General features: G+C 64.4%; 18 protein-coding genes. 10 read left to right on the plus strand and 8 right to left on the minus strand.

Going from position 1 to position 22,984, the window contains the following annotated elements; genetic code table 11:
• Nucleotides 1–200: 200 nt before the first annotated feature.
• On the minus strand, nucleotides 201–3,983 hold the full coding sequence (locus NKJ46_RS08170) for a DUF7929 domain-containing protein (protein ID WP_352663883.1): 3,783 nt from the start codon (nucleotides 3,981–3,983) through the stop codon (nucleotides 201–203).
• A gap of 10 nt (nucleotides 3,984–3,993) precedes the next feature.
• A complete protein-coding gene (locus NKJ46_RS08175) occupies nucleotides 3,994–5,970 on the minus strand; it encodes a hypothetical protein (RefSeq protein ID WP_352663885.1) in 1,977 nt (658 codons plus the stop codon).
• 571 nt (nucleotides 5,971–6,541) lie between these two features.
• Here NKJ46_RS08175 and dnaK point away from each other — a divergent pair.
• The 6 genes from dnaK to NKJ46_RS08205 all read left to right on the plus strand — a co-directional run bounded on the left by dnaK (nucleotide 6,542) and on the right by NKJ46_RS08205 (nucleotide 12,206).
• Nucleotides 6,542–8,458, plus strand: coding sequence for a molecular chaperone DnaK (gene dnaK, locus NKJ46_RS08180; RefSeq protein ID WP_352663887.1), 1,917 nt, complete (start codon nucleotides 6,542–6,544; stop codon nucleotides 8,456–8,458).
• Between the two features lie 213 nt (nucleotides 8,459–8,671).
• On the plus strand, nucleotides 8,672–9,802 hold the full coding sequence (gene dnaJ, locus NKJ46_RS08185; RefSeq protein ID WP_352663889.1) for a molecular chaperone DnaJ: 1,131 nt from the start codon (nucleotides 8,672–8,674) through the stop codon (nucleotides 9,800–9,802).
• A 115-nt stretch (nucleotides 9,803–9,917) separates the two neighbouring features.
• A complete protein-coding gene (gene pmtA / locus NKJ46_RS08190) occupies nucleotides 9,918–10,523 on the plus strand; it encodes a phospholipid N-methyltransferase PmtA (RefSeq protein WP_352663891.1) in 606 nt (201 codons plus the stop codon).
• 61 nt (nucleotides 10,524–10,584) lie between these two features.
• Nucleotides 10,585–11,181 (plus strand): NADPH-dependent FMN reductase, encoded by a 597-nt coding sequence (locus tag NKJ46_RS08195; RefSeq protein ID WP_352663893.1) that lies wholly within the window; start codon nucleotides 10,585–10,587, stop codon nucleotides 11,179–11,181.
• Complete coding sequence (pyrF, locus tag NKJ46_RS08200; RefSeq protein WP_352663895.1) at nucleotides 11,178–11,891, plus strand: orotidine-5'-phosphate decarboxylase; 714 nt, start codon at nucleotides 11,178–11,180, stop codon at nucleotides 11,889–11,891. The genes NKJ46_RS08195 and pyrF overlap by 4 nt, the downstream gene beginning before the upstream one ends.
• Before the next feature lie 27 nt (nucleotides 11,892–11,918).
• The gene (locus NKJ46_RS08205; RefSeq protein WP_023718908.1) at nucleotides 11,919–12,206 is read left to right on the plus strand and encodes a DUF1330 domain-containing protein; all 288 of its coding nucleotides are present in this window, start codon (nucleotides 11,919–11,921) and stop codon (nucleotides 12,204–12,206) included.
• Here NKJ46_RS08205 and NKJ46_RS08210 read toward each other — a convergent pair.
• The 6 genes from NKJ46_RS08210 to NKJ46_RS08235 all read right to left on the minus strand — a co-directional run bounded on the left by NKJ46_RS08210 (nucleotide 12,203) and on the right by NKJ46_RS08235 (nucleotide 18,578).
• Entirely contained in the window at nucleotides 12,203–13,261 is a 1,059-nt protein-coding gene (locus tag NKJ46_RS08210) for a D-alanine--D-alanine ligase family protein (RefSeq protein WP_352663897.1), read from the minus strand. The genes NKJ46_RS08205 and NKJ46_RS08210 overlap by 4 nt on opposite strands.
• 155 nt (nucleotides 13,262–13,416) lie before the next feature.
• Nucleotides 13,417–14,298, minus strand: a complete 882-nt coding sequence (locus NKJ46_RS08215) for an SMP-30/gluconolactonase/LRE family protein (protein ID WP_352663899.1) — start codon at nucleotides 14,296–14,298, stop codon at nucleotides 13,417–13,419.
• Nucleotides 14,298–14,936, minus strand: coding sequence for a 2-dehydro-3-deoxy-6-phosphogalactonate aldolase (locus NKJ46_RS08220; protein WP_352663901.1), 639 nt, complete (start codon nucleotides 14,934–14,936; stop codon nucleotides 14,298–14,300). The genes NKJ46_RS08215 and NKJ46_RS08220 overlap by 1 nt, the downstream gene beginning before the upstream one ends.
• The gene (locus NKJ46_RS08225; RefSeq protein WP_502903372.1) at nucleotides 14,933–15,883 is read right to left on the minus strand and encodes a 2-dehydro-3-deoxygalactonokinase; all 951 of its coding nucleotides are present in this window, start codon (nucleotides 15,881–15,883) and stop codon (nucleotides 14,933–14,935) included. The genes NKJ46_RS08220 and NKJ46_RS08225 overlap by 4 nt, the downstream gene beginning before the upstream one ends.
• A complete protein-coding gene (locus tag NKJ46_RS08230; protein ID WP_352663905.1) occupies nucleotides 15,883–16,650 on the minus strand; it encodes an SDR family NAD(P)-dependent oxidoreductase in 768 nt (255 codons plus the stop codon). The genes NKJ46_RS08225 and NKJ46_RS08230 overlap by 1 nt, the downstream gene beginning before the upstream one ends.
• Before the next feature lie 131 nt (nucleotides 16,651–16,781).
• Entirely contained in the window at nucleotides 16,782–18,578 is a 1,797-nt protein-coding gene (locus tag NKJ46_RS08235; RefSeq protein ID WP_352663907.1) for a GtrA family protein, read from the minus strand.
• A gap of 129 nt (nucleotides 18,579–18,707) precedes the next feature.
• Here NKJ46_RS08235 and NKJ46_RS08240 point away from each other — a divergent pair, with 129 nt between their 5' ends.
• The 4 genes from NKJ46_RS08240 (at nucleotide 18,708) to NKJ46_RS08255 (ending at nucleotide 22,946) form a co-directional block, all read left to right on the plus strand.
• Nucleotides 18,708–19,715 (plus strand): glycosyltransferase, encoded by a 1,008-nt coding sequence (locus tag NKJ46_RS08240; RefSeq protein ID WP_352663909.1) that lies wholly within the window; start codon nucleotides 18,708–18,710, stop codon nucleotides 19,713–19,715.
• 8 nt (nucleotides 19,716–19,723) lie between these two features.
• Nucleotides 19,724–20,098: a GtrA family protein gene (locus tag NKJ46_RS08245; protein ID WP_352663911.1), complete on the plus strand. Its 375-nt coding sequence runs from the start codon at nucleotides 19,724–19,726 to the stop codon at nucleotides 20,096–20,098.
• Nucleotides 20,099–20,313: 215 nt separating this feature from the next.
• Nucleotides 20,314–21,255 (plus strand): glutathione synthase, encoded by a 942-nt coding sequence (gene gshB, locus NKJ46_RS08250; RefSeq protein ID WP_352663913.1) that lies wholly within the window; start codon nucleotides 20,314–20,316, stop codon nucleotides 21,253–21,255.
• A 158-nt stretch (nucleotides 21,256–21,413) separates the two neighbouring features.
• Nucleotides 21,414–22,946, plus strand: a complete 1,533-nt coding sequence (locus tag NKJ46_RS08255; RefSeq protein ID WP_352663955.1) for a YifB family Mg chelatase-like AAA ATPase — start codon at nucleotides 21,414–21,416, stop codon at nucleotides 22,944–22,946.
• Nucleotides 22,947–22,984: the final 38 nt, after the last annotated feature.

The following is a 22,984-nucleotide window of genomic DNA, read 5'->3' on the forward strand; positions in this document are numbered from 1 at the left end:
ACGCCTCAGTTTACAGACCCTCTGTATCGACTGCCTAGACCATGAGTGCGGAAAGTGGAAGCCGGTTTGTCCTTCCGCCGACGCCACGGCTTCAGGTTTGCGCTGCCCTTTCATCTGCCCGCCAAAGAAAAAACCCGCCGGACCGCTCCGGCGGGTTTGGGTGACGCGAACCATCACCGTTTGAAGTTCCGTGCGCGATCCTATTGCTCGAGCTGCGGCTTGCGCCTTGGCACGACCTGCTGAAGAACCTTTGGATTCAGCAGCAGGTTCGGGTTGCGGATCGGCTGGCACTGGCCATTGATCGGCCGCGCGCCAGGTGCGCATTCCAGCCGTGGTTTGCGGCAGGCGCCGTCGCGCAGCTCTGTCCCACGCGGGCAGACGCAGACGCCACGCTTGTTGTGGACCTGACCAGGTATCGGGCACTCCACCACAACAGGCTTCTTGCGCCTGCAGGCATTGCCTTGCACTTCCGTGCCCTTCGGGCAGACGCAATCGCCGTTGGCGTCGTGGATCTGGCCACGGATGGTGCACTGCTCGGGTTTCGGCTCGATTGGCCGGCAGGCACTACCCCTGACTTCGGTGCCCTTCGGGCAGACGCAATCGCCACCGGCGTCGTGGATCTGGCCACGGATCGTGCACTGCTCGGGCCTTGGCTGGATTGGCCGGCAGGCATTGCCTCTGATTTCCGTACCCCTCGGGCAGACGCAATCGCCAACAGCGTTGCGGATCTGGCCAGGAATGGTGCACTGCTCAGGCTTCGGCTGGATTGGCCGGCAGGCACTAGCCCTGACTTCGGTGCCCCGCGGGCAGACGCAATCGCCGGCAGCGTCGTGGATCTGGCCGCGGATCGTGCACTGCTCGGGCTTGGGCTCTTTCCCCACGCAAGCGCCGTTTTCCAGTTCGGTTCCGCGCGGGCAGACGCAGCGTCCGTCTTCGGTACGGATCTGGCCTTTGAGCAGAACGCAAGGTCTTGGCTTCGGCACGATGACCGTGCCGCCGCCGGACGAGCATTGGCCGTTGCGGAAGGTGGTGCCTGGCGGGCAGACGCAGTTGCCGGCGTCGTTCATGACGAAGCCTGCTGAGCATTCCTTCTTCACCTCATTCCTGATGGTGAAGGGATGACAGGCATAGGCCTTGCCGCGATCGCCCTGCACGTTGGCCGCACCGCGGGACAACACGTCGCCCGCGCCTTGCACCGGCGTGTTCGGAGAAAGCACGCCGACGCAGTTCTGGCCATTGACCGTGCCCTGCAGAGTGGCCAGGCGGCCGTCGTCAGGAATGGTCACGATCACATTGTGCACGTGGCTTTCCCCGGCGCCGAGCGTCAAGTTGGCGATGCAGGATAGCGGCAAGGTTGCCGGCTCCGGCGAGCAGCCGAAGGGCGGATCGATCGAGGTGATCGCGACGCCTTCCAGCCGGCCGAGGCCTTCGACGCCGATGGCATCGCCGATGCGAACCGGGCCGGCGAAGGCGCTCGCGCCATCGTTCGTGATGGTGATCTCGAACGAGCAGGGCTGGCCGGGCTTGCACTCGGCGTCGCCGGTCTTCTCGACGCGGATAGTCGAGGCGCCGCCGCCCTTGGCGCAGGCCTGGCCGATCGGATAGACGATGTCGTCTCCTGGAGCCGGGCCGTAGGAGCCGCGTGCGCAGTTCTCGAATTCGCCACCCGCGGCAACCGTCACGTCGAAATGGCGGCTGGTTCCGGGCGTCATAACGGCGCCGGGAATCTGGCAGGACAGTGTGTTGGCCGGTACCGGTCCGCAAGCCCATTCCGGCCCGTCTGGGGCGACGGTCTGGATCTGGACCGGCGCTCCGCCGGCCATCAGCGTCGCGGCATCGTTGACCCGCACCGGACCGGTCGGGGCAGTGGTGCCGAGGCTGATGACGGTAATGCGGCAGGAAACGACCGCAGCGCCGGCCAGCGAACCATTGCACACCTTGGTGATGCGCAGGGCCGGCTGGCCGCCATTGGGATGACGGATGCGTTCCTTGGCGCAGGTCCTGTTGTTGGTGAGGTCGTCCTCACCGGGAATAGCCTTCACCTCGGCGCAGTTCTCGACGGTATCGGGCCGGTAGTTGGCCGGCATCACCGCCTTGACGAAGATCGGCGTCGAGGCGCCAGGCAACAGCACGATGCCGGCATTGTCGCAGTGGAACTGGCCGGGGCCGTTCGGTCCGCATGTCCATGGCGGCGTCGGGCCGAAGGTCGAGGATGCCGGCACGCCGCCCGGATAGGTATCGACGACCGTCAGCGGCCCGTTATAGGGGACGCTGCCGTTGTTGATAATGTCGATCACGAAGGTGCAGACGCCATCGGCCGAACAGAATTCGGTGCGGGCGCGCTTCTTCAGAATCATGTCGACCTTCTTCTCCACCGGCGGCCGGCAGTCACGGTCACGATCGCCACGCCGGCAGACCGGGATCGAAGCACAGCCGCGATCGTTTTGCTGGCTGCCGAAAAGCGGCTTGCCGCTGGCGCCATAATTGTAGGTGGCGCAGTTGCGCAAGACGCTGCCTCGCCAGCCTGCGGCCGGCTTGAAGCCGAGCTCGAGGTCGACAGAGGCACCCGGATTGAGCGTGGTCACCGGATGAGTGCAAATCATCGGGGTGGTTCCAGGCGCGCAGACCCAAGGCGGGTTCGGCCCTGAATCGAGGGTGGAGCCGGCCGGCAGGGTAACTTCGTCGAGCACGATCTTGCCGTGGTAGGGTGCATCGCCGACATTGGTGACCCTGATGGTGAAGTCGCAGCCGCCGCCCATCGTGCAACGTTGCACGTCGGCGTGCTTTTCGACTTTCAGATCCGGTTCCTTGTCCTTCGGCGGGCAGCGCTGACCACGCGGGATGACGATATCGATGGTCTGCGTGCAGCACAGGCCCCAGCCCTCCTTCGGGCCGGCATAGGTTTCGATACCGGTGACGATGATGTGGATGACGTCGCCGGGTGAAGCGCCGACGATCTTCCAATTGAGCACACCGCCGCCGACCGGCACCAATTGCGTGTCGGGAATGATGGTGATGCCGGGTGTCGTCGTCGAAAGCTGCACCCATTTGCCGGCCATCTCTGGGCCGACCGGCATGTGGTAGATGAAGGCGCCGCCGCCGGGCACGCAATCAACCGTGCCGCGCTCCACCTTGAAGCATTCCTTGCCGGGAGGTGGGGGCGGCGGGTTGCACCTGGTGACGTTGATCTTGATCGAGGTCTTTGCACCCGTGAGATAATTGCCGTCGTCCGGCTTGCCCGGATCCTGCGACCTGATTTCCATGCCGGCGCCGCGTTCGCGGCTCACCTTGACCATGCCCTGGTTGTGAACGATCGTCGGCGACGGAAACGCCGCATGGTCGATCTTGGCGGTGATCTGGAACGTGATGACGCGCTCGTTCGCAGCGCCGATGCCGTCGAGGTCGCTGGCGGAAATCCGGAAATCGGACACCGTCGCGGTATCGTCCGGGCCAGCCGAACTGCTGATCGCAGCGCCGGGCAGCGGTCCGCCGGACGCATCGGTGCCGTCGCCGGTCACATGTACGCCGACGATGCGCAGGCCGTGCGGGAGCTGGTCCCTGAAATCGAGCCTGGCCTTTTTCAGCATGGCCGCGAGGCCGGGGCTGGCAAAACCCTGCGGATTGCCGCGCAAGCCAAAGCTCAGCGAATATACGACATAGTCGCAGCCTCGCTGGGTGCCTTTCTTGGTGAAGAAGGGCACGATCCGGCCCGGCTCCGGATTGACGATGCGAGGATTGTCGAAATCGAGCTTGGTATCTGGAATGACAGCACCCGCATCGGCAGGCTTGATCTTGGCCGGAGCGAGGTCTTCAGCGAAGCCTTGCAGCGGACTCAGCATGGCGACCGCGATACCGGCCGCCATCAGCCAGCGCGCGCCGCGCCTGGCGAGTGACAGGGGTTTCATGATGGTCTCCATGACGAATGATTGTTTGCCGGTTGATTGGCTGCTCGTCGCAGGCGGGAAAAGTGCAAGATTGCTCATCTTCCCCTCCTCACGGTTCGCAGCTGACGGCTGGGGTTCTGAGCGGCAAGGTCATCTTGCAGCAAGGGTAGTAGCCACCCTTGTCGCGGTCGGACTGCCTGTAGAAGCAGAGCCCGACATCGACCCTGTCGCCAGGATAATGGCCGGTGATGCCGATCGTGAATGGCGCGCCGGGTGCATGCGACAGAGGTGAAGTCACCCCGACGCCAGGCGTCCTGGACAGAGCCTTGATCGAATCGCCGCCGAAGCCGGCATGGTCATGGAGATAGAGATCGGCCTCGAGGCCGGAAGGCGTGCAGAAATACCTGACATCCTCGACGTCGAGGCAAGGAGGCAGATTGCCGGGAGGCGGGAAGTCCGGCGGATAGAACGGTGGCAGATAGCCGCCCGGCACCTGCTCGTAATAGCCGGCACGGCCTTCGCAGGGGCGCCAGACCTCGACGTCGCCGACATGGCCCTCGACTTCCGGGTCTTCGAAATAAGTGTCGAAGTCGACGAACCACGAGCCGAAAGGCGGCACGTTGGCCGGCTTGACCAGCGCCGTCGGCGTGATCTGCACGCCGTGCACGGCAAGCGGCCCGCCGGCAGCGAGTTGTTCGGCAAGCTCCGGGTTGTCGCGTAACTTGTCACCGGTATCGACCAGCGTGTCGGTGCAGACGCCGGTATCGAGATTGCCTTCGGCATCGTAGCCATATTGCAGGTCGAGGCCGCCGGCCGACTGCCGGTTGTCTTGCGGGAAGCCGACCGCATATTCCTGTGGCACTTCCGCCCAGGCCGATTCCGTCGCCGCATCGTCCGGATTTTCGCGCCAGTAGCGGATGACCTCACCCTTGCCGGAATCGGCGAACTGGCTGTAGTCGTAGCGGTTCTCCACCGGGCCGCGCTGGGCCAGATACATGAAGCCCTTGTTGTCGAAGGCGATGTCGGTGACCGCGTAATCCTTGTCGGCCTTGACCGTCAGTTCCCAGCGCGGGTCGCCGGCGAAACTGCCGTCGCCGGCAATGCCCACCGACCAGATCTCCGCCTTTTCCCCGACCGAGTAATAGAGCCGGCCGCCGCGATAGGCGACCGACCAGACGCGACGCTCGTCCTGCGTGTAGCCCCAGCTGTCCGGGTCCTCACTGTCGAAGGCGGCACCCTGTATGTCCATCACCGAGCCGTCGTCGGCAAGGGCAGCAAGCCCGTGCGCCGGGCGGCCGGCTATGCCGTGGTCGAACGTGTCGAGCAGAGCGCCATTGGCGTCGATGCGGTGAATGAGGCCGGTGTCGAGATCGCTGGCGAAGAACTGGCGGTGGATATTGTCGAAAGTGACGTCGCCGATGCCGGGACCGCTATTGGCGTCGATATCGGCGAATTTCGAGACAGCGCCGGTGATGCCGTCGATCTTCCAGATCGTTCCGGGACCGCCGCCGTTTTCGGTGCCGAACTGACCGTCCATGAAGACCGCGTCAGCCGTGCCGCGGCGCTGCCGCTCCGGCCGGCCGTCGGCGTCGCCGTCTGGTGTGACGATGCGGATGCCGTGCAGCGACGTGGCGCCGGCATAGAGGTTTGGAATGGCCGAGGGAACGCCGTCGCGCACGCCGTCGTCGTAGGCGATGCCGAAAACCTGGCCGATTTGTCCGGCCGTGACCTCGAACGGTGGCGGGGTGAAGACCAATTGGCCAGACGCCGGCCCGCCCAGCCTTGAGACGTCGAAGACGCGCAAGGTCGCGCGCGCCGTGTCGATGAAGGTTTCGTCGACGGGATCGACGCCCGGCGGCAGGCCTTGCTCGAAATTGGGAATGATGGTGCCGGAGAATCCGGTCACTGCCATCGAGCCGGGATAGATGATCTGGGTTTCCTGGGCCTGGGCCGAGCCGCCGAGCCAGACCCCAGCGGCGAGTGCCAAGATCGACAATCCGCTGGCAGCCTGGCCGCTGGCAGCCTGGATGGCGCGGCGCAAACGGCCGACACGAGAGCGCACCAACGCGCCATGGTCGCAAGACATGGATCGCCCCCCACAGGTCATGGGAGAAGCGTCCGGTCCCGGCGCGCAAATCAGGGCAAGGCGCGGCGTTCCGGCACGTTCATCCCTGATCGAATTGTCTGCTTTCCTCAACGTCACGATACGCCTGCGTCCGCGCAGGGTCAACGGAACCAGCGAACAGCCCAGCGCATCGACCCGGTCCCGAAGGCGATGGTCGCGCTGAGCTCCTGCTGTTCCCGCAGACCATGGAGCCTCTGGATCTGTGGTCATGGGGCTGTCCTTTCCGGGGCCGCACGACGCGGCACCTGAGCGTCAGTCGCGGGGCGAGGCGGAAAGGTTCATGGGCCGGAGGTCGGGCCGGCTGGATCACCACCGGAAAATACCGGCCTGCCGGTCCCGAATCCGATCAACCGCGATGAATGGTGAACGCCTTGCGCAGAATGCTTGCGCGCCACGCAGCCTGTTCTTATATACGCGCCAAGCCGTCCAGCGCCGAATGCCGGTTGCCGGAGCGGAATTTCTTGTGAACAGGGGCTTTCGTCGGAACGCCTGTACGGGTCCTGAGAGCCTGCTTAGCGGAGAGATTAGAACAATGGCAAAAGTAATCGGTATCGATCTGGGAACAACCAACTCCTGTGTCGCCATCATGGATGGCAAGGAATCCAAGGTCATCGAGAATGCGGAAGGCGCCCGCACGACCCCTTCCATCGTCGCCATCAACAGCGACGGTGAGCGCCTCGTCGGCCAGCCGGCCAAGCGCCAGGCCGTTACCAATCCTGAAAACACCATTTTCGCGGTCAAGCGCCTGATCGGCCGCCGCTACGACGATCCGGTGACGGAGAAGGACAAGAAGCTTGTCCCCTACAAGATCGTCAAGGGCGACAATGGCGACGCCTGGGTCGAGGCCGGCGGCAAAAAGCAGTCGCCCAGCCAGATTTCGGCGATGATCCTGCAGAAGATGAAGGAAACGGCGGAGGCCTATCTCGGCGAGAAGGTCGAGAAGGCGGTCATCACCGTTCCGGCCTATTTCAACGACGCCCAGCGCCAGGCGACCAAGGATGCCGGCAAGATCGCCGGCCTGGAAGTGCTGCGCATTATCAACGAGCCGACGGCGGCCGCGCTTGCCTATGGTCTCGACAAGAAGGAAGGCAAGACGATTGCCGTCTATGACCTTGGCGGCGGCACGTTCGATATTTCGGTGCTCGAAATCGGCGACGGCGTGTTCGAGGTGAAGTCGACCAATGGCGACACCTTCCTCGGCGGCGAGGATTTCGACATGCGTCTGGTCGAATATCTGGCGGCCGAGTTCAAGAAGGAACAGGGCATCGACCTGCGCAACGACAAGCTCGCCCTGCAGCGCCTCAAGGAAGCGGCTGAAAAGGCCAAGATCGAGCTGTCGTCCACCACGCAGACCGAAATCAACCTGCCCTTCATTACCGCCGATGCCACCGGCCCCAAGCATCTGACGCTGAAGCTGACGCGGGCGAAGTTTGAGAGCCTGGTCGAGGATCTTGTCCAGCGCACGATCGATCCCTGCAAGGCGGCGCTCAAGGATGCCGGCCTGAAGGCCGGCGAAATCGACGAAGTCGTCCTGGTCGGCGGCATGACCCGCATGCCCAAGATCCAGGAGATCGTGAAGCAGTTCTTCGGCAAGGAGCCGCACAAGGGCGTCAACCCGGATGAAGTCGTCGCACTGGGCGCCGCCATCCAGGCCGGCGTGCTGCAGGGCGACGTCAAGGACGTGCTGCTGCTCGACGTGACCCCGCTGTCGCTCGGCATCGAGACGCTGGGCGGCGTGTTCACGCGGCTGATCGAGCGCAACACGACGATCCCGACGAAGAAGAGCCAGGTGTTCTCCACGGCCGAGGATTCGCAGTCGGCGGTGACCATCCGCGTCTTCCAGGGCGAGCGTGAAATGGCCGCCGACAACAAGGCGCTCGGCCAGTTCGATCTGGTCGGCATCCCGCCTGCGCCGCGCGGCGTGCCGCAGATCGAGGTCACCTTCGACATCGACGCCAACGGCATCGTCAACGTCTCGGCCAAGGACAAGGGTACCGGCAAGGAGCACCAGATCCGCATTCAGGCGTCTGGCGGCCTTTCGGATGCCGACATCGAGAAGATGGTCAAGGACGCCGAGGCCAATGCCGAAGCCGACAAGAAGCGGCGCGCGCTGGTCGAGGCCCGCAACCAGGCCGAGGCGCTGGTGCATTCCTCGGAGAAATCGCTGAAGGAATACGGCGAGAAGGTTTCCGAGGCCGACCGCACGGCGATTGCCGATGCGATCGCGGCGCTGAAGACCGCTGCCGAAGGCGACGACGTGACCGACATCGAGGCCAAGACGCAGACGCTCGCCGAAGTCTCGATGAAGCTCGGCCAGGCCATGTACGAGGCTTCGCAGAAGGAAGCCGCCGAGGCCGACGCCAAGGCTGACGCCGCCAAGGACAGCGACGTCGTCGATGCCGATTTCGAGGAAATCGACGAAGACGACGAGAAGAAGAAGTCGGCCTGAACCGCCTGACGGTACAGGTAAGGGAAAAAGCCCGGTGCGCAGCCGGGCTTTTTTGCAACCCTTTGCCGGAAAAACGCGGAGCTCCCCGAAAAAATGCGGACAAAGCCTCGTAGACACTGGCATCCCGGCTCCATCACACCTAAATCGGAACAGCGTGCCGGCAAACGACGCAACGATGCTTCAAGACGTTGACTATCCGGACTGCGGGAAAACATGAAAGCTGATTTTTACGAAACGCTGGGCGTGCAAAAGGGCGCCGACGAGAAGGAGCTCAAGAGCGCTTTCCGCAAGTTGGCCATGCAGTTCCATCCCGACCGCAACCCAGGCGACCATGCCTGCGAGCACAAGTTCAAGGAAATCAACGAAGCCTACGAGACGCTGAAGGACCCGCAGAAGCGCGCCGCCTATGATCGCTTCGGCCACGCCGCCTTCGAGCATGGCGGTATGAATGGCGCGGCGCAAGGCTTTGGCGCTGGCGGCTTCGCCGACATTTTCGAAGACATTTTCGGCGACATGATGGGCGGGCGCCAGCGCCGCTCGTCCGGCGGCCGCGAGCGCGGCGCCGACCTGCGCTACAATATGGAAATTACGCTGGAAGAGGCATTTTCCGGCAAGACCGCGCAAATTCGCGTGCCGGCCTCGATCTCCTGCTCAGAATGCTCGGGCAGCGGCGCCAAGCCAGGCACCCAGCCCGTCACCTGCTCGATGTGCAACGGCCACGGCAAGGTGCGTGCCACGCAAGGCTTCTTCTCGATCGAGCGCACCTGCCCGCAATGCCAGGGGCGCGGCCAGACCATCAAGGATCCGTGCCCGAAATGCGCCGGCCAGGGCCGTGTCACCGAGGAGCGCTCGCTGTCGGTAAACATCCCTGCCGGCATCGAGGACGGCACCCGCATCCGTCTGGCCAACGAGGGCGAGGCCGGCCTGCGCGGCGGCCCGTCGGGCGATCTCTACATCTTCCTCGCGGTCAAGCCGCACGAATTCTTCCAGCGCGACGGCGCCGATCTTTATTGCAAGGTGCCGATCTCGATGACGACGGCAGCGCTTGGCGGCTCGTTCGAGGTGACGACACTGGACGGTACCCAGACGAAAGTAAAGGTGCCGGAAGGCACCCAGAACGGTCGCCAGTTCCGCCTCAAGGGCAAGGGCATGCCGGTGCTGCGCCAGCCCAACATCGGCGACCTCTACATCCAGACCGTAGTTGAGACGCCGCAGAACCTCTCGCGCCGCCAGCGCGAATTGCTGGAGGAATTCGAGCAGCTTTCCTCAAAGGACAATTCGCCTCAGTCGAGCGGATTTTTCGCACGCATGAAGGACTTTTTCGAAACGTTCGGCGAGCACTGAAGCTGATCCCTGGAAACGCTTCCCGAGCGTCATCAACACCTTATCCGGGGATTCGCCTTGTCTTGCACCTCGTAACTGCTAAGTAGCGTGCGAGGGGCGTTGAGGAGGACTTTCGATGACGCGTAGTCCCGGACTGCGAAAGACGCTGGCAGAAAAGTTCGACGACGAGCTGAAGTTCTTCAAGGGCTGGATCGACAAGCCGAAGGCGGTCGGTTCGATCGTCCCGACCAGTTCCATCACCGCGGGCAAGATGGCCTCGATCGTCGATCCGACATCCGGCCTGCCGGTGCTCGAGGTCGGGCCCGGCACAGGCGTCATCACGCGCGCCATCCTCGCCCAGGGCATAAAGCCTGAAAATCTCTACGCGGTCGAATATTCCACTGATTTCGTGCGCCATCTGCGCCAGCTTTATCCAGGCGTCAACGTCATCGAGGGCGACGCCTTCAACCTCGACGCGACGCTTGGCGACAAGCGCGACCTGATCTTCGATTCGGTGATATCGGGCGTGCCGTTGCTCAATTTTCCGGTCGCCCAGCGCATCGCCTATGTCGAGAGCCTGCTCGACCGCATCCCGGCAGGCCGGCCAATCGTGCAGCTGACTTACGGGCCGCTGTCGCCGATCCCGCCCGGCCGCGGCGACTATACGGTCGAGCATTTCCATTTCGTCATCCGCAACATTCCGCCGACGCAGCTTTGGATCTATCGGCGCCGGGCCGCATGAATTGAAGCGTTGGGTTTGAATAGCACTTGTCTTAATACCCATCGGGTGACAAGGCAGACCCATGGCTGTGATCCCGAAAATTCTTGTCTTCGCCGGTTCGGTGCGCAGCGGCGCCTATAGCGGCAGGACCGCCGACGTGGCACAGAAGGAACTTGCCATGCAGGGCGCCGAGGTGACCCGCATCTCGCTCGCCGATTATCCGCTGCCGATCCTCGACCAGGATTTGGAAAAGGACGAAGGCATTCCCGAAAACGCAGTCAAGCTCGGCCGGATGATCGCCGCCCATGACGGGCTGCTGATCGCGACGCCCGAATATAACGGCTCCATTCCGCCGCTGCTCAAGAACACCATCGACTGGGTGAGCCAGCTGCGCAAGGATGGCGGCCGGACGTTCAGGCCGTTTGCCGGCAAGGTCGCCGGCCTGTGCTCGTCTTCCAACGGACCCTTCGCCGGGATACGCTGCATCAACCATCTGCGCGCCGTGCTGGTGCGCTGCCGGATGGAGGTGGTGACACCGGAGTGTTCGGTGCCGGAGGGCGGCAACGCCTTCGACGACGAGGGCAACTTCAGGGACGAGAGACTACACCAATCGATGGAGCACCTATGCCGCACGCTGATCGAAACCTCGCGCATGCTGTCGACGCGGATCGAGGCATGATCCCGGACGCCGCGCATGCCGACACAATGCAGGAAAGGCTGATCGTCGGCCTCGACCTGCCGACTTTGAGGGAAGCCGAGAAGGCGGTGCGCGAACTCGACGGAATCGTCTCATTCTACAAGATCGGCTACCAGCTCGCCTTTGCCGGCGGGCTCGACTTCGCCCGCGAGCTGGCCAGCGGCGGCACCAGGATCTTCCTCGACATGAAGCTGCTGGACATCGACAACGCGGTAGCCAAAGGGGTCGACAACATCGTCAAAATGGGCATGAGCATGCTGACCATCCATGCCTATCCGAAGACAATGAAGGCGGCCGTCGAGGCTGCGAAGGGCAGCGACCTTTGCCTGCTGGGGGTCACTGTGCTGACCTCGATGGACGAGCAGGACGTGATCGACGCCGGCTATGAGTATGATCCGCATACGCTGGTGCTGAGGCGCTCCGAGCAGGCGCTGCATGCCGGCATGGGCGGCATCGTCTGCTCGGCCGAGGAAGCGGAGGCGGTGCGCCGCATCGTCGGCCCCGACCTGGCCGTCGTGACGCCGGGAATCCGGCCGAAGGGCAGCGACCATGGCGACCAGAAACGTGTGGTGACGCCGGCCCAGGCGATCCGCAACGGCTCCAGCCACCTCGTAGTCGGCCGGCCGATCGTCGGCGCGGCCGACAGGCGGGCGGCGGCGGAAGCGATCCTGGATGAAATGCGCTCGGCCTGACGCCAGGAATTAACCCGGAGAAAAGCCATGCCCAAGGGATACTGGATCGCTCGCGTCGATGTACGCGATGCGGAAGGCTACAAGGACTATGTCGCAGCTGCCAAGCTGGCCTTCGACCGCTTCGGCGCCAAGTTCCTGGCGCGCGGCGGCGCACATGAGAAGGCAGAGGGGCCGGGCCGCGACCGCAACGTGATCATCGAGTTTCCGTCGCTTGCGGCGGCGCATGACTGCTACCACTCACCCGAATACCAGCGCGCAGTCGCAATCCGCCAGAAGGTTGCTGACGGCGAAATCGTTCTGGTCGAAGGGATTTAGGCGAGAAGCCGGTTCGCCGCTGCCTCCGCCATCGCATCGGCGAGGCTCAGGCCCCATTGCCGGCGACAGTAATCGCGGAAATCGAAGCAGGGCAGGCCGGGACAGACCTCGAACTCGATGAGGTGCACGCTGTCGTCGGCTTCGACCCGGAAGTCGATGGAAAACACATCCCTCAGGCCAAGCCCGACCATCAGGCTTTCGGCGATGCGACGGATTCTGGCATCGGCTCGAGGCTGGCCGTCGGCGACCGGCAGCAGCGCCGGCTCTGTGTATGTTCCCGACGCTTTCGCCGCTTCGCCGGTATTACCGTAAAGCGCCAGGCTGTCCTGCATGGTCTGGAAATCGCCGCCCGAATCGACAAAGGCGATGCCCAACGCCTCGACGCCGGTATCCGGCTTCAATCCGAGAAAACTGGCCCGCGCGTTGCGCCCGGCGACATAGGGCTGGACCACGACATCGTCGCGATAGGCGGCGAATACGCGCCGGCTAAGCTCCAGCGCACGGCCGAGATCGTCGCAGCGCGAATCCGGCCAGATGCCGATCTTGGCGCCGAGCCGGTTCGGCTTGACGAACCAGCCGCCGGGCGAGGTCGGTGGCGCGACAAGCCAGGCACCGTCACGGGCGAGGCCCGCCTGCGGCACCGGCAGGCCAAGCGCGCCGAGCACGGCGCCGGATCGGAACTTGTCCTGACAGAGCGCGAACACCGCATCGTCGGCGCCGATCGCCTTCAGGCCGTTCAGCCGCGCCAGAGCTGGTGCTGCGCCGCCGCGGAAATAGGCAATGCCGTCGGTCAGCGTCCAGACAAGCGTGGTCTTCGGGTCCTCGCCGCTGAGAACGCTTGCGGCGTCGTCGAGCGTCACCGGCGCAAATGACAAGCCGCGCTTCTGGCAAGCGGTGGCAAGTGCGTCGAATTCAGCAGCCATATCGGTCGATTGCGCCAGATAGGAGGCGATTTCGGCGGCACGCTTCGGCACGTGGTTATCGGCGATCAGCCGATCGAAGCAGGCCTTTTCCGGCTCATAAACCAGGATCAGTTTCGGCTTGCGGGTTGACATGGGCGGGACGGCTCCTGGCAGCACGATTGCCTACCATCGCACGGCGAACGCATTCGGCTTGCGCGGAACCGACGTCGATCGGACGCCTGCACGACAGCAAGTGCCCATCTCTTGTTGACCATGATCTTTTCCGAACCAAAGGTTCGGGATCATGGTCAGCCGATCAGCACGCGCGGCTCGAAGCGACCATTGACCGGAATGTCGAGCATGAATGTCATGCCAGCTTGCGGGTCGAGCAGGCGCTGCTTCTCGCTCTTGCCCGACCAGGCGGAGGTGACCGCCAGCCGGTCGGCATTCCCGCCGACAAAAGCCGGACAGGACGGTTGCGTGACCGGCATCGCCACCGAACGGACAAGCTTGCCGTCGGGCCCATAGGCTTCGACGACGCTGCCGCCCCAGCAGGCGTTCCACAATATGCCGTCGCGGTCGAGCACCGAACCATCGATATAGCCCTTGGCCGAACGGTGATCGACGAAGATCTTCGGTTCGCCAACCGGCAGGCCGGTCGCCGGATCGCAGCCGACGCGCATCAACAGGCCGGTGCTGGTGTCGGTGTAGTAGGCAATGGTCCCATCTTCGGAAAAGCAGATCGAGTTGGGCACAGTAATGTCGGCATAAAGCCGGCGCAGCTCGCCCTTGAAGAACCAGTAGATCGAACCGGCGCCCTTCTCCTCGCCCTTGCCCATTGTGCCGACCCAGAGCGCGCCGCAAGGGTGAACGCGTGAATCGTTCGAGCGGGTAACCGTATTGTCGGCCTCGATGGGAGTGTGCAGCGTCAGCTTGCCGGTCGCGACGTCGCGGACATGCAGGCCAGTCTCGGTGGCGATCAGCTGACGCCGGTCGTCGATGACGGCAATGGCACTGGCCATCTGGTGGAGCTCGTGGATCTTGACGGCACCGCCGGACACACGTTTTTCCAGGAGCTGGCCGTTGACGATGTCGAACCAGTAGAGCGTGTCCGTGGCAGGGTCATAGCTTGGTCCCTCCCCGAGTTGGCAGACATGGTCGGAAAAAACCGAAACGATGGTCTCGCTCATCATGCCACTCCAAACGCCGCGTCCCAGGCCTGAACTGCGGCTTTCGCCCGTGCTGCCACTTCGTCGACGCTCATGCCCGGCTTGAACAGGCTGGAGCCAAGACCGAAGACGCTGACGCCGGCTGCCTTGTAGCCGGCAAAATCCTTATCCGAAACGCCGCCGACGGCGCCGACCAGCACACTGGCCGGCAGCACCGCGCGCATCGCCGAAATGCCTGCCGCGCCAAGCACGCTCGCCGGAAAGAATTTCAGTGCCGAGGCGCCCAGCCGGATGGCCTGGAATGCCTCGGTTGGCGTGAACACGCCGGGCATCGTCACCATGCCGTGCTGCATGGCACGGCCCATGACCTCGGCATCGATATTGGGGCTGACCAGCAGCCGCCCGCCGGCCTTGTGCAGGCCATCGACATCGGCGGCGGTGAGCACCGTGCCGGCGCCGACCAGGGCTGTCGGAGGAAGCGCTTGGACAATGCTGGCGATCGAAACGAAGGGCTCGGGCGAGTTGAGCGGCACCTCGATCGCTTCGATGCCGGCGCCGAAGACCGCCTGGCAGATCGCAACCGCTTCGCTTGGCTTGAGGCCGCGCAGGATCGCGACCAGACCCCGCTCGAGCTTTGGAAAAGGTGCGGTCTTTGTCATGCGGCAACTCCATTTCCGGCGATCATGCCATTTTCGCGCGCGGCTTCGGCAAGGCCGGCGCGCACCGCCTCGTCGGCGTCGACCGCCCTGAAAGCGAGCCCGGCAAGGCCGAGCGCCTCGGCATAGAGCGTGCCAAGTGCGCCCGACGCGATCAGCACGACTGGCACAGCGCTTGCTCCATAACGGCGATTTGCCGAAGCGATCTCGCCGCCGATCAGCAGGCCGGACAGGCAGGCGGCGGCATCCTCCGGCTTCAGGTCCTGCAACAGGCTGGCGGCGCGGATCGAGAACAGTCTTGAAACGACGTCACCGCCCTCGGCCAGCGCCTTCAGGCACCAGTCCCGGAAGAACGGACTTTCGGCGGCAACCGGCTTCGGCGGCTCGCCCAGCGAATGGCGCAGGATCGAGTGCGCAGCCAGCACCGAAAACAGCTCGCCGGTCGGCCAGGTGCCGAAGCCGGCAACGGAGCCGTCCTCGACCAGCACCCATTTCGAATGGGTGCCAGGCATGCAGACGAGGTGACGTCCGTTTGCCGGCAAACCGGCGCCGGCAAGCTGGGTTTCCTCGCCGCGCATGACGTCAGGTGCATCGGCGAGGCGTTGGGCAAGGCCAGGCACGATGCGGATATCACGGCGCTGGCCGGGGATGTGGGCAGCACCGGCGAGGATAGCGCCTATCGGCGCCGGAACGCTGACATAGGGCGCCTCCAGCCAGCCCTGGCGCGAACCGGCCATGCCGCAAATTATGACCGGCAGCGCCTCGGGAGCACCCATGGCGGCCAGATGCCCTTCGAGAATGGACGAAAATCCTTTGGCCTGGGCGGTGATCAGCCCGTCATCGCCGCGCCGCTCGGCGAGAACCTTGCCGGTGCCGTCGAGCAGCCAGACCCGCATACGGGTGGTGCCCCAGTCGACGGCCGCGACAGACGCCGCCTTGCTCGATGAGATCACAGGAACCCCCCGTCGACGATCAGCATCTGCGCGGTCAGCATGCGTGAAGCATCCGACGCCAGGAACAGCACGGTGCCGACGATGTCGTCCGGCTGCATCACACGCTTGATGCACTGCTTGGCGACGTGGGCGGCGAGCGCCTCTTCGGTGACCCAGAGCTTTCTCTGCCGCTCGGTGATTACCCAGCCGGGCGCGATCGCGTTGACGCGAATGCCGTCGACACCGAGCTTGCCGGCGAGACCCTTGGTGAGGCCGACGATGCCGGCCTTGGCGGCGGTGTAGGCCGGCATGTCGGGATGGTTGATGAGAAACGAGGTCGAGGTGAAGTTGATGATCGAGCCGCCGCCGGCCCGCTTCATGCCTGGCGCCACCGCCTGTGCGCTGAAGAAATGCGGGCGCAGGTTGATGGCATGGTTGTTGTCCCAGAACTCGACCGTGACGTCTTCCACGGCATGACGGTCATCCTGCGCGGCATTGTTGACCAGCACGGTGACGTCGCCATGCGCCTCGGCGGCCTTGGCGACTGACAGCCGCAATGCCTCGATGTCGCGTATGTCGGTCTCGAGATAGAGCGGTCGCCGGCCGAGCTCCTTGTCCAACCGACCGGCCAGCGCCAGGCTCGGACGGTCGGCGATATCGATAAAGGCGACCTTTGCCCCCTGGCGGACAAAACCTTCGGTCAAGGCAGCACCAATGCCGGAGCCGCCGCCGGTGATCAGCACCGAGGCGCCTTCGAGGTCGGCAAAGCGTGCCGATGGCATCATGAATTCTCTCCCGGTCCAATGATCTCGGTCGGCCGGCGCGCATCCTATCCAGCCGTGTCGGGCGGGCAAGGGCGAAAGAGTGGATTGTCAGGACTTATGTCCGACAAAAGGCCGCACGGGCCGCCGATCGATCAACTGCCCAGCCGGACGCGGTACAATTCGACGGCGGCTCCGCTGGTCCCGGCGACCGGCTCAAGCCATTCCGGCACGCTGCCGCGCATCAACCCGGCAAGAAAGCCTGCCGGCGCCTTGGTTGCGAGGAGCTTGCTTTCGGCGCTGCCGGGGCACAACGCGACGAGGCCGACGTGATGATCGGCCAGGACCGTCCTGGCATCGGCATCGGACCCAAGGAAGGCATCGAGCACCAGCAGGTTGCCGGCGATGTTGCGATGATAAGGCCCGGCGAAGACGCGATGCCCGGAATAGGCCAGGATCGGCGATCCGAGATTGGAGATTGCCAGCACCGTGGTGCCGGGCAGGCGGCCAAGTGCCGCAAAGGAGGCCATGCGGTGGCAAGCGACATCAGTGCCATTATCGACCGTGGCGTTGCTGTCGTCGAAGGCCACCGAGGTCGCCGCGGCAGCCCCAGTCCAGACCGCATTCACCGAAACCAGCCAGACGGCAGCCATGCGCAGCGCCACGCCGCGCGATGCGCTGGCCTCGGCCCGTTGACGCCATTTGGCAATCCAGGCGGCAAGCGGGATGACAGCGAAGGCGATCGAGAATGTCGAACCGCGCACCTGCCAGGCGCTGACGATGAACGCCACGACAAGCAGCGCGCCGACAAGGCTGTCCTGCCGTCGCCAGCCGCCACAGCCAAGGCGAAGCGCCATCAGCACGAGCGCAATGAGCGGCGTGGCATAGCGCGCCACCACCTCGGCCGGATCCTCGGCGAGCAGTTTGAATAGCGACTGCGCCTCGTCGATGTGATCAAGCCATAGCTCCTTGAGGCGCGGATCGAGATTGGCATAGGGCGCTGCCAGGCATTGCGGAAACAAAAGGACGACGACAGTGGCCAATGCCAGTGCAAGCAGGCCAAGCGAGGCGAACCGCCGCCCGCGCGTGCGGCCGGCCGGCTCGATCGACGCTATCGCCGCAAGGCCGGTTCCGGCAATCGCTGCGACTACGAACTGCACGGTCGAGAAGGCGTCGCATTGCGCCTGGCCCCAGGCGGATGGGTCAATGGTGGCGACAAAGACGAGAGCGGACACGCCGGCAAAGCCGAGGCCGAAATCCTTGGCGATCAGCCTCTCGTCATTGGCGTCGAGGGCAAACAGCGTGGCGACAGAGGCGCCGATGGTGGCGACATAAGGCGCGGTTTCCATGCCGACGGCCAGCATCAATCCGGCGCACAGGCCGGAGAGCGATGCCGCCGCCCTGCGCGACGGCGCTTCAAGCAGAAGGCTCAGGCTGGCCATGCTCAGCATCAGCTGGACATTGTGGTGATCGAGTGCGCCAGGCGAAAAAATGCCGAGGAAATACAGTGCGGCGGCACCGACGACGACAACCGGCAGCACGGCGCCGTCACCGGCAAAGCTGCGCGCGGCGCGGGCGGTGAAAAACACGGTCAGGCAGAAGAGCAGCGCCGGCCACAGCACTTGAGCGACATTCTCGGCAAGGGCCGCGCTGCCGGTCAGGGCCGATACGACGATGATGACGGCGGCGATCGGCGCATCGACCAGCCGCGACCAATGCATGACGAAACCGCCTTCCAGGCCCATCCGGTACTGGTGCAGATCGAACCAGCCCTGGCCGGCCAGCATATCGCGAACTTCGACGAGGCGCAGCAGATTGTCGTTGTCGCCGCCGGCATTGGTCAGTTCCGGGAAGCCGGCAAAGGCATTGACGGCCAGCGCCAGCAATGTGGCAAGCAGCGCCAGCGCGATCTCGGACCTCCAACTGGAGGCGCCATCGTCGGCTGTGCTCATATCAGGACCTTTGGAAGGAATACGGGGCGGTTTAAACCTAGCCTTAACAGCTTCAATAAATAGTAAAGCCGCCCGAGCGAGGCCGGCGTTTGAGCGGTCAGGGGCCTCACAGGGCATCCGGAGACGAAAATGCCACAAGAAGTGCGCCATGAGCCGAGCATCGCCGTGCTGCTGCCTTGCTACAATGAGGAGCTGACGATCGGCGAAGTGGTGCGGCGCTTTCGCGAAACGCTGCCTTCCGCCGCGATCTATGTCTACGACAACAATTCGCGCGACCTGACGGCGCTCCGAGCCCGCGCCGCCGGCGCCATCGTGGTGCGCGAGCCGCGCCAGGGCAAAGGCAATGTCGTGCGCCGCATGTTCGCCGACATCGAGGCCGACATCTACCTGATGGCCGACGGCGACGGCACCTATGCGCCGGAGGACGCGCCGCAACTGATCAACACGCTGCTGACCGAGCGCTCCGACATGGTGGTGGGCACGAGGCGCGGCGTCGCCAACGATGCCGGCAGGACAGGCCACGCCTTCGGCAACCGCATCTTCAACAGCCTCTACAAGCGGCTGTTCGGCTCGGACTTTACCGATATCTTCTCCGGCTACCGCGCCTTCACCCGGCGCTTCGTCAAGAGTTTTCCCGCCGTTTCCGGCGGCTTCGAGATCGAGACCGAAATGTCGGTGCACGCCTCGCAGCTGAAATTGCCGGTCAGCGAGATCGGGCTCGACTATGGCCGCCGGCCGGAAGGCTCCTCGTCGAAGCTGTCGACCTTTCGCGACGGCGCGAAGATCCTGTGGATGTTCGCCATGCTGATGAAGGAGACGCAGCCGCTGCGTTTCTTCGGCGCGTTTTCCGTGTTCTTCCTGGCATCAAGCCTGTTCCTGATGGCGCCGGTGCTGATCGAGTTCGCCGAAACCGGGCTTGTGCCGCGCATGCCGACCTGGGTACTGTCGGTCGGGCTGCTGCTGCTGTCGATGCTGGCGGCGGTGACCGGGGTAATCCTCGATTCGGTGTCGCGCGGCCGGGCCGAGCAGAAGCGCATCTTCTATCTGTCGATGCCTTCCGGTCGTGTCGAACGTGAACGTGCAAGCGCTCTCGCGACTTTGAAGGCCGGACCGCGCAAGACCCCGCGGGCGGCTTAGAGCTCTAAATGGGACGCCTCGCCCGCTTCATTGTCGCCGGCGGCATCGGCTTCGTCGCCGACGCGGCGGCGCTTTGGCTGGTGCTGACGATAGCGCCGCTCGGACCATTCGCGGCTCGCATCATCTCGATCGGTTTTGCCCTGTCCGTCACCTGGCTGATCAACCGCCATCTGACCTTCTCGCCTTCCAGCCGCGGCATCGCGCAAGAGGGCGCACGCTACGGCGGCGTCGGCATCGCCACCAGCATCGTCAATTATCTCGTCTATTGCGCCATGCTGTTCGCGCTGCCGATGGTGTCGCCGCTCGTTGCCCTTGCGGTCGCCTCGCTGGTTGCCATGGCGCTGTCCTTCCTCGGCTATTCCAAGCTGGTCTTCGACCGCTGAAAGCATCGCATTGGGGTCTGCGCCAAGCGAAGCGCAGCCTCATCATGACCTTGGCCGATTGGCAGAAGCCGCCGATTTCCTTATATCGCTGTCGTCGACGCATCGGCCCGAAAATCGGAAATCGAATTTCGAAAAGCACGATGCATGGATTGAAAAGTGTTGGAGCGTACTTTGTGCATCCAAATGGATCGCCCCAAGTGCGCTGGAGAGCTGCCATGCCCCTGAAAGTCGCCGTCCAGATGGACCATATCTCCACCGTGTCGATTGCCGGCGACACGTCGTTTGCGCTGTCGCTGGAAGCGCAGCGGCGCGGCCACCAGCTGTTCCACTACACGCCCGACCGGCTGTCGCTGCGCGACGGCAAGGTGTTCGCCCGTATCGAGGCGATGCAGGTCCGCGACGAGAAGGGCAACCATTATTCGCTGGGCGAAGAAGTCCGCATCGACCTATCGGAGATGGACGTCATCCTTTTGCGGCAGGATCCGCCCTTCGACATGAACTACATCACCACCACGCATATCCTCGAGCGCATCCATCCGCAGACGCTGGTGATCAACGATCCGGCCTGGGTGCGCAACAGCCCGGAAAAGATCTTCGTCACCGAATTTCCCGACCTGATGCCGGACACGCTGATCACCAAGGACCCGCTCGAGGTCTCAGCCTTCCGCAAGGAGTTCGGCGATATCATCGTCAAGCCGCTCTACGGCAATGGCGGCGCCGGCATCTTCCACCTGCACGAGGCCGACCGCAACCTCGCCTCGCTGCTCGAAATGTTCGGCCAGATGTTCCGCGAACCGTACATCGTGCAGCGCTACCTCAAGGAGGTGCGGGCCGGCGACAAGCGCATCATCCTGATCGACGGCGAGCCTGTCGGCGCCATCAACCGCGTGCCGGCCGAGCATGATTCGCGCTCCAACATGCATGTCGGCGGCCGCGCCGAAAAGACCGAGCTGACGGAACGCGAACGCGAGATCTGCGCCCGCATCGGCCCCTCGCTGAAGGAGCGCGGCTTCATCCTCGTCGGCATCGACGTCATCGGCGACTACATGACCGAGATCAACGTGACCTCACCGACCGGCATACGCGAAGTGCAGCGCTTCGGCGGCGCCGACATCGCCAGCCTGTTCTGGGATGCCGTGGAGGAGAAGCGTAACTAGTCGCTTCGGGAGCGCCGCGTTGCAAACATTGCAGCCGTTGCGTTCAGCTGTTCCCCAAATGTTCTTGCCTTCGCCGGAAATCTGTGGTTGTTTCCGGTGACGCCGTTCGCGGCATGATCGCAAAGGCTTGGGGCAAAGCCTGCATCCGGGGTGAAGACATGGTGGCGCGGGTTCGCACGGTTGCTTTCCAGGGCATCGAGGCCGTGCCGGTCGACGTGCAGGTGATGATCGCGCCGGGCAAGGTCAACATGCACATCGTCGGGCTGGCCGACAAGGCGGTGGCGGAAAGCCGCGAGCGGGTACAGGCAGCACTGCATGCATCCGGCCTGTCGATGCCGTCGAAGAAGGTCACCGTCAATCTGGCGCCGGCCGACCTGCCGAAAGAAGGCAGCCACTACGATCTGCCGATCGCGCTCGGGCTGATGGCGGCGCTCGGCGCCATTCCGGGCAACATGCTGGCCGGCTATGTCGTGCTTGGCGAATTGTCGCTCGACGGCACCATTGCCGCGGTGGCCGGGGCGCTGCCGGCGGCGATCGGCGCCAATGCCGAAGGCAAGGGCCTGATCTGCCCGTTCGCCTGCGGGCCGGAAGCGGCCTGGGCCGGCAAGGATTTCGACATCTTGGCGCCGCGCAGCCTGATCGCCATCGCCAATCATTTTCGCGGCACGCAGGTCCTGTCGCGGCCGGAAGCCGGCATCCGTGCTTCGGCGCGCGACCTGCCCGACCTTGCCGACATCAAGGGCCAAGAGACCGCCAAGCGGGCGCTGGAGGTGGCAGCAGCCGGCGGCCACAATCTTTTGATGGTCGGGCCACCGGGCTCCGGTAAATCGATGCTGGCGCAGAGGCTGCCGTCGATCCTGCCGCCGCTGGCGCCCAGGGAATTGCTCGAAGTCTCGATGATCGCCTCGGTGGCCGGCGAACTCGGCGAAGGAAAGTTAACCGACCGGCGGCCGTTCCGGGCACCGCATCATTCGGCCTCGATGGCGGCGATGGTCGGCGGCGGGTTGCGCGTGCGGCCGGGCGAGGCCTCGCTTGCCCATCACGGCGTGCTGTTCCTCGACGAGTTTCCCGAATTCTCGCCGCAGGCGCTCGATGCGCTGCGCCAGCCGCTGGAGACCGGCGACTGCATGATCGCGCGCGCCAACCACCGCGTCACCTATCCGGCGCGCATTCAGCTGGTCGCGGCGATGAACCCGTGCCGCTGCGGCATGGCCGGCGAGCCGGGCTATCGCTGCCTGCGCGGCGACCGCTGCCGCACCGACTACCAGGCGCGCATTTCCGGCCCGCTGCTCGATCGCATCGATCTCAGGATCGAGGTGCCGGCGGTTTCGGCGAGCGATCTGATCCGGCCGGACCGGGCGGAGAAGAGTGCAGCCGTGGCACTGCGCGTCGCTCGTGCCCGTACGATCCAGCGTGAACGCTTCGAGCGGCTCGGCGCGACCTCCGCCACCACCAACGCGCATTGCTCGCCGTCGGTCATCGAGGAAATCGCCATGCCCGATGCCGCCGGCCTGTCGCTGCTGAGGGATGCCAGCGAAAAGCTCGGCTTTTCCGCGCGGGCCTATCACCGCGTCTTGAAGGTGGCGCGGACGCTGGCCGATCTCGAGGCCAGCGAGACGGTCGGCCGCATCCATCTGGCCGAGGCGATTTCCTACCGCATGAGCTCGGAGCGGATGGCACAAGCGGCGTAGGTTTCCCTCCCCCTCGAGGGGAGGGTGGCCGCGAAGGG

Origin of the sequence: Mesorhizobium sp. M0166, from assembly GCF_040322255.1 — a bacterium.
Taxonomy (GTDB): Bacteria; Pseudomonadota; Alphaproteobacteria; order Rhizobiales; family Rhizobiaceae; genus Mesorhizobium.

Coding starts and splice junctions, on each gene's coding strand:
- NKJ46_RS08170 (WP_352663883.1), bottom strand. CDS start 3,983: ATGAGCAATCTTGCACTTTTCCCGCCTGCGACGAGCAGCCAATCAACC.
- NKJ46_RS08175 (WP_352663885.1), bottom strand. CDS start 5,970: ATGTCTTGCGACCATGGCGCGTTGGTGCGCTCTCGTGTCGGCCGTTTG.
- dnaK (WP_352663887.1), top strand. CDS start 6,542: ATGGCAAAAGTAATCGGTATCGATCTGGGAACAACCAACTCCTGTGTC.
- dnaJ (WP_352663889.1), top strand. CDS start 8,672: ATGAAAGCTGATTTTTACGAAACGCTGGGCGTGCAAAAGGGCGCCGAC.
- pmtA (WP_352663891.1), top strand. CDS start 9,918: ATGACGCGTAGTCCCGGACTGCGAAAGACGCTGGCAGAAAAGTTCGAC.
- NKJ46_RS08195 (WP_352663893.1), top strand. CDS start 10,585: ATGGCTGTGATCCCGAAAATTCTTGTCTTCGCCGGTTCGGTGCGCAGC.
- pyrF (WP_352663895.1), top strand. CDS start 11,178: ATGATCCCGGACGCCGCGCATGCCGACACAATGCAGGAAAGGCTGATC.
- NKJ46_RS08205 (WP_023718908.1), top strand. CDS start 11,919: ATGCCCAAGGGATACTGGATCGCTCGCGTCGATGTACGCGATGCGGAA.
- NKJ46_RS08210 (WP_352663897.1), bottom strand. CDS start 13,261: ATGTCAACCCGCAAGCCGAAACTGATCCTGGTTTATGAGCCGGAAAAG.
- NKJ46_RS08215 (WP_352663899.1), bottom strand. CDS start 14,298: ATGAGCGAGACCATCGTTTCGGTTTTTTCCGACCATGTCTGCCAACTC.
- NKJ46_RS08220 (WP_352663901.1), bottom strand. CDS start 14,936: ATGACAAAGACCGCACCTTTTCCAAAGCTCGAGCGGGGTCTGGTCGCG.
- NKJ46_RS08230 (WP_352663905.1), bottom strand. CDS start 16,650: ATGATGCCATCGGCACGCTTTGCCGACCTCGAAGGCGCCTCGGTGCTG.
- NKJ46_RS08235 (WP_352663907.1), bottom strand. CDS start 18,578: ATGAGCACAGCCGACGATGGCGCCTCCAGTTGGAGGTCCGAGATCGCG.
- NKJ46_RS08240 (WP_352663909.1), top strand. CDS start 18,708: ATGCCACAAGAAGTGCGCCATGAGCCGAGCATCGCCGTGCTGCTGCCT.
- NKJ46_RS08245 (WP_352663911.1), top strand. CDS start 19,724: ATGGGACGCCTCGCCCGCTTCATTGTCGCCGGCGGCATCGGCTTCGTC.
- gshB (WP_352663913.1), top strand. CDS start 20,314: ATGCCCCTGAAAGTCGCCGTCCAGATGGACCATATCTCCACCGTGTCG.
- NKJ46_RS08255 (WP_352663955.1), top strand. CDS start 21,414: ATGGTGGCGCGGGTTCGCACGGTTGCTTTCCAGGGCATCGAGGCCGTG.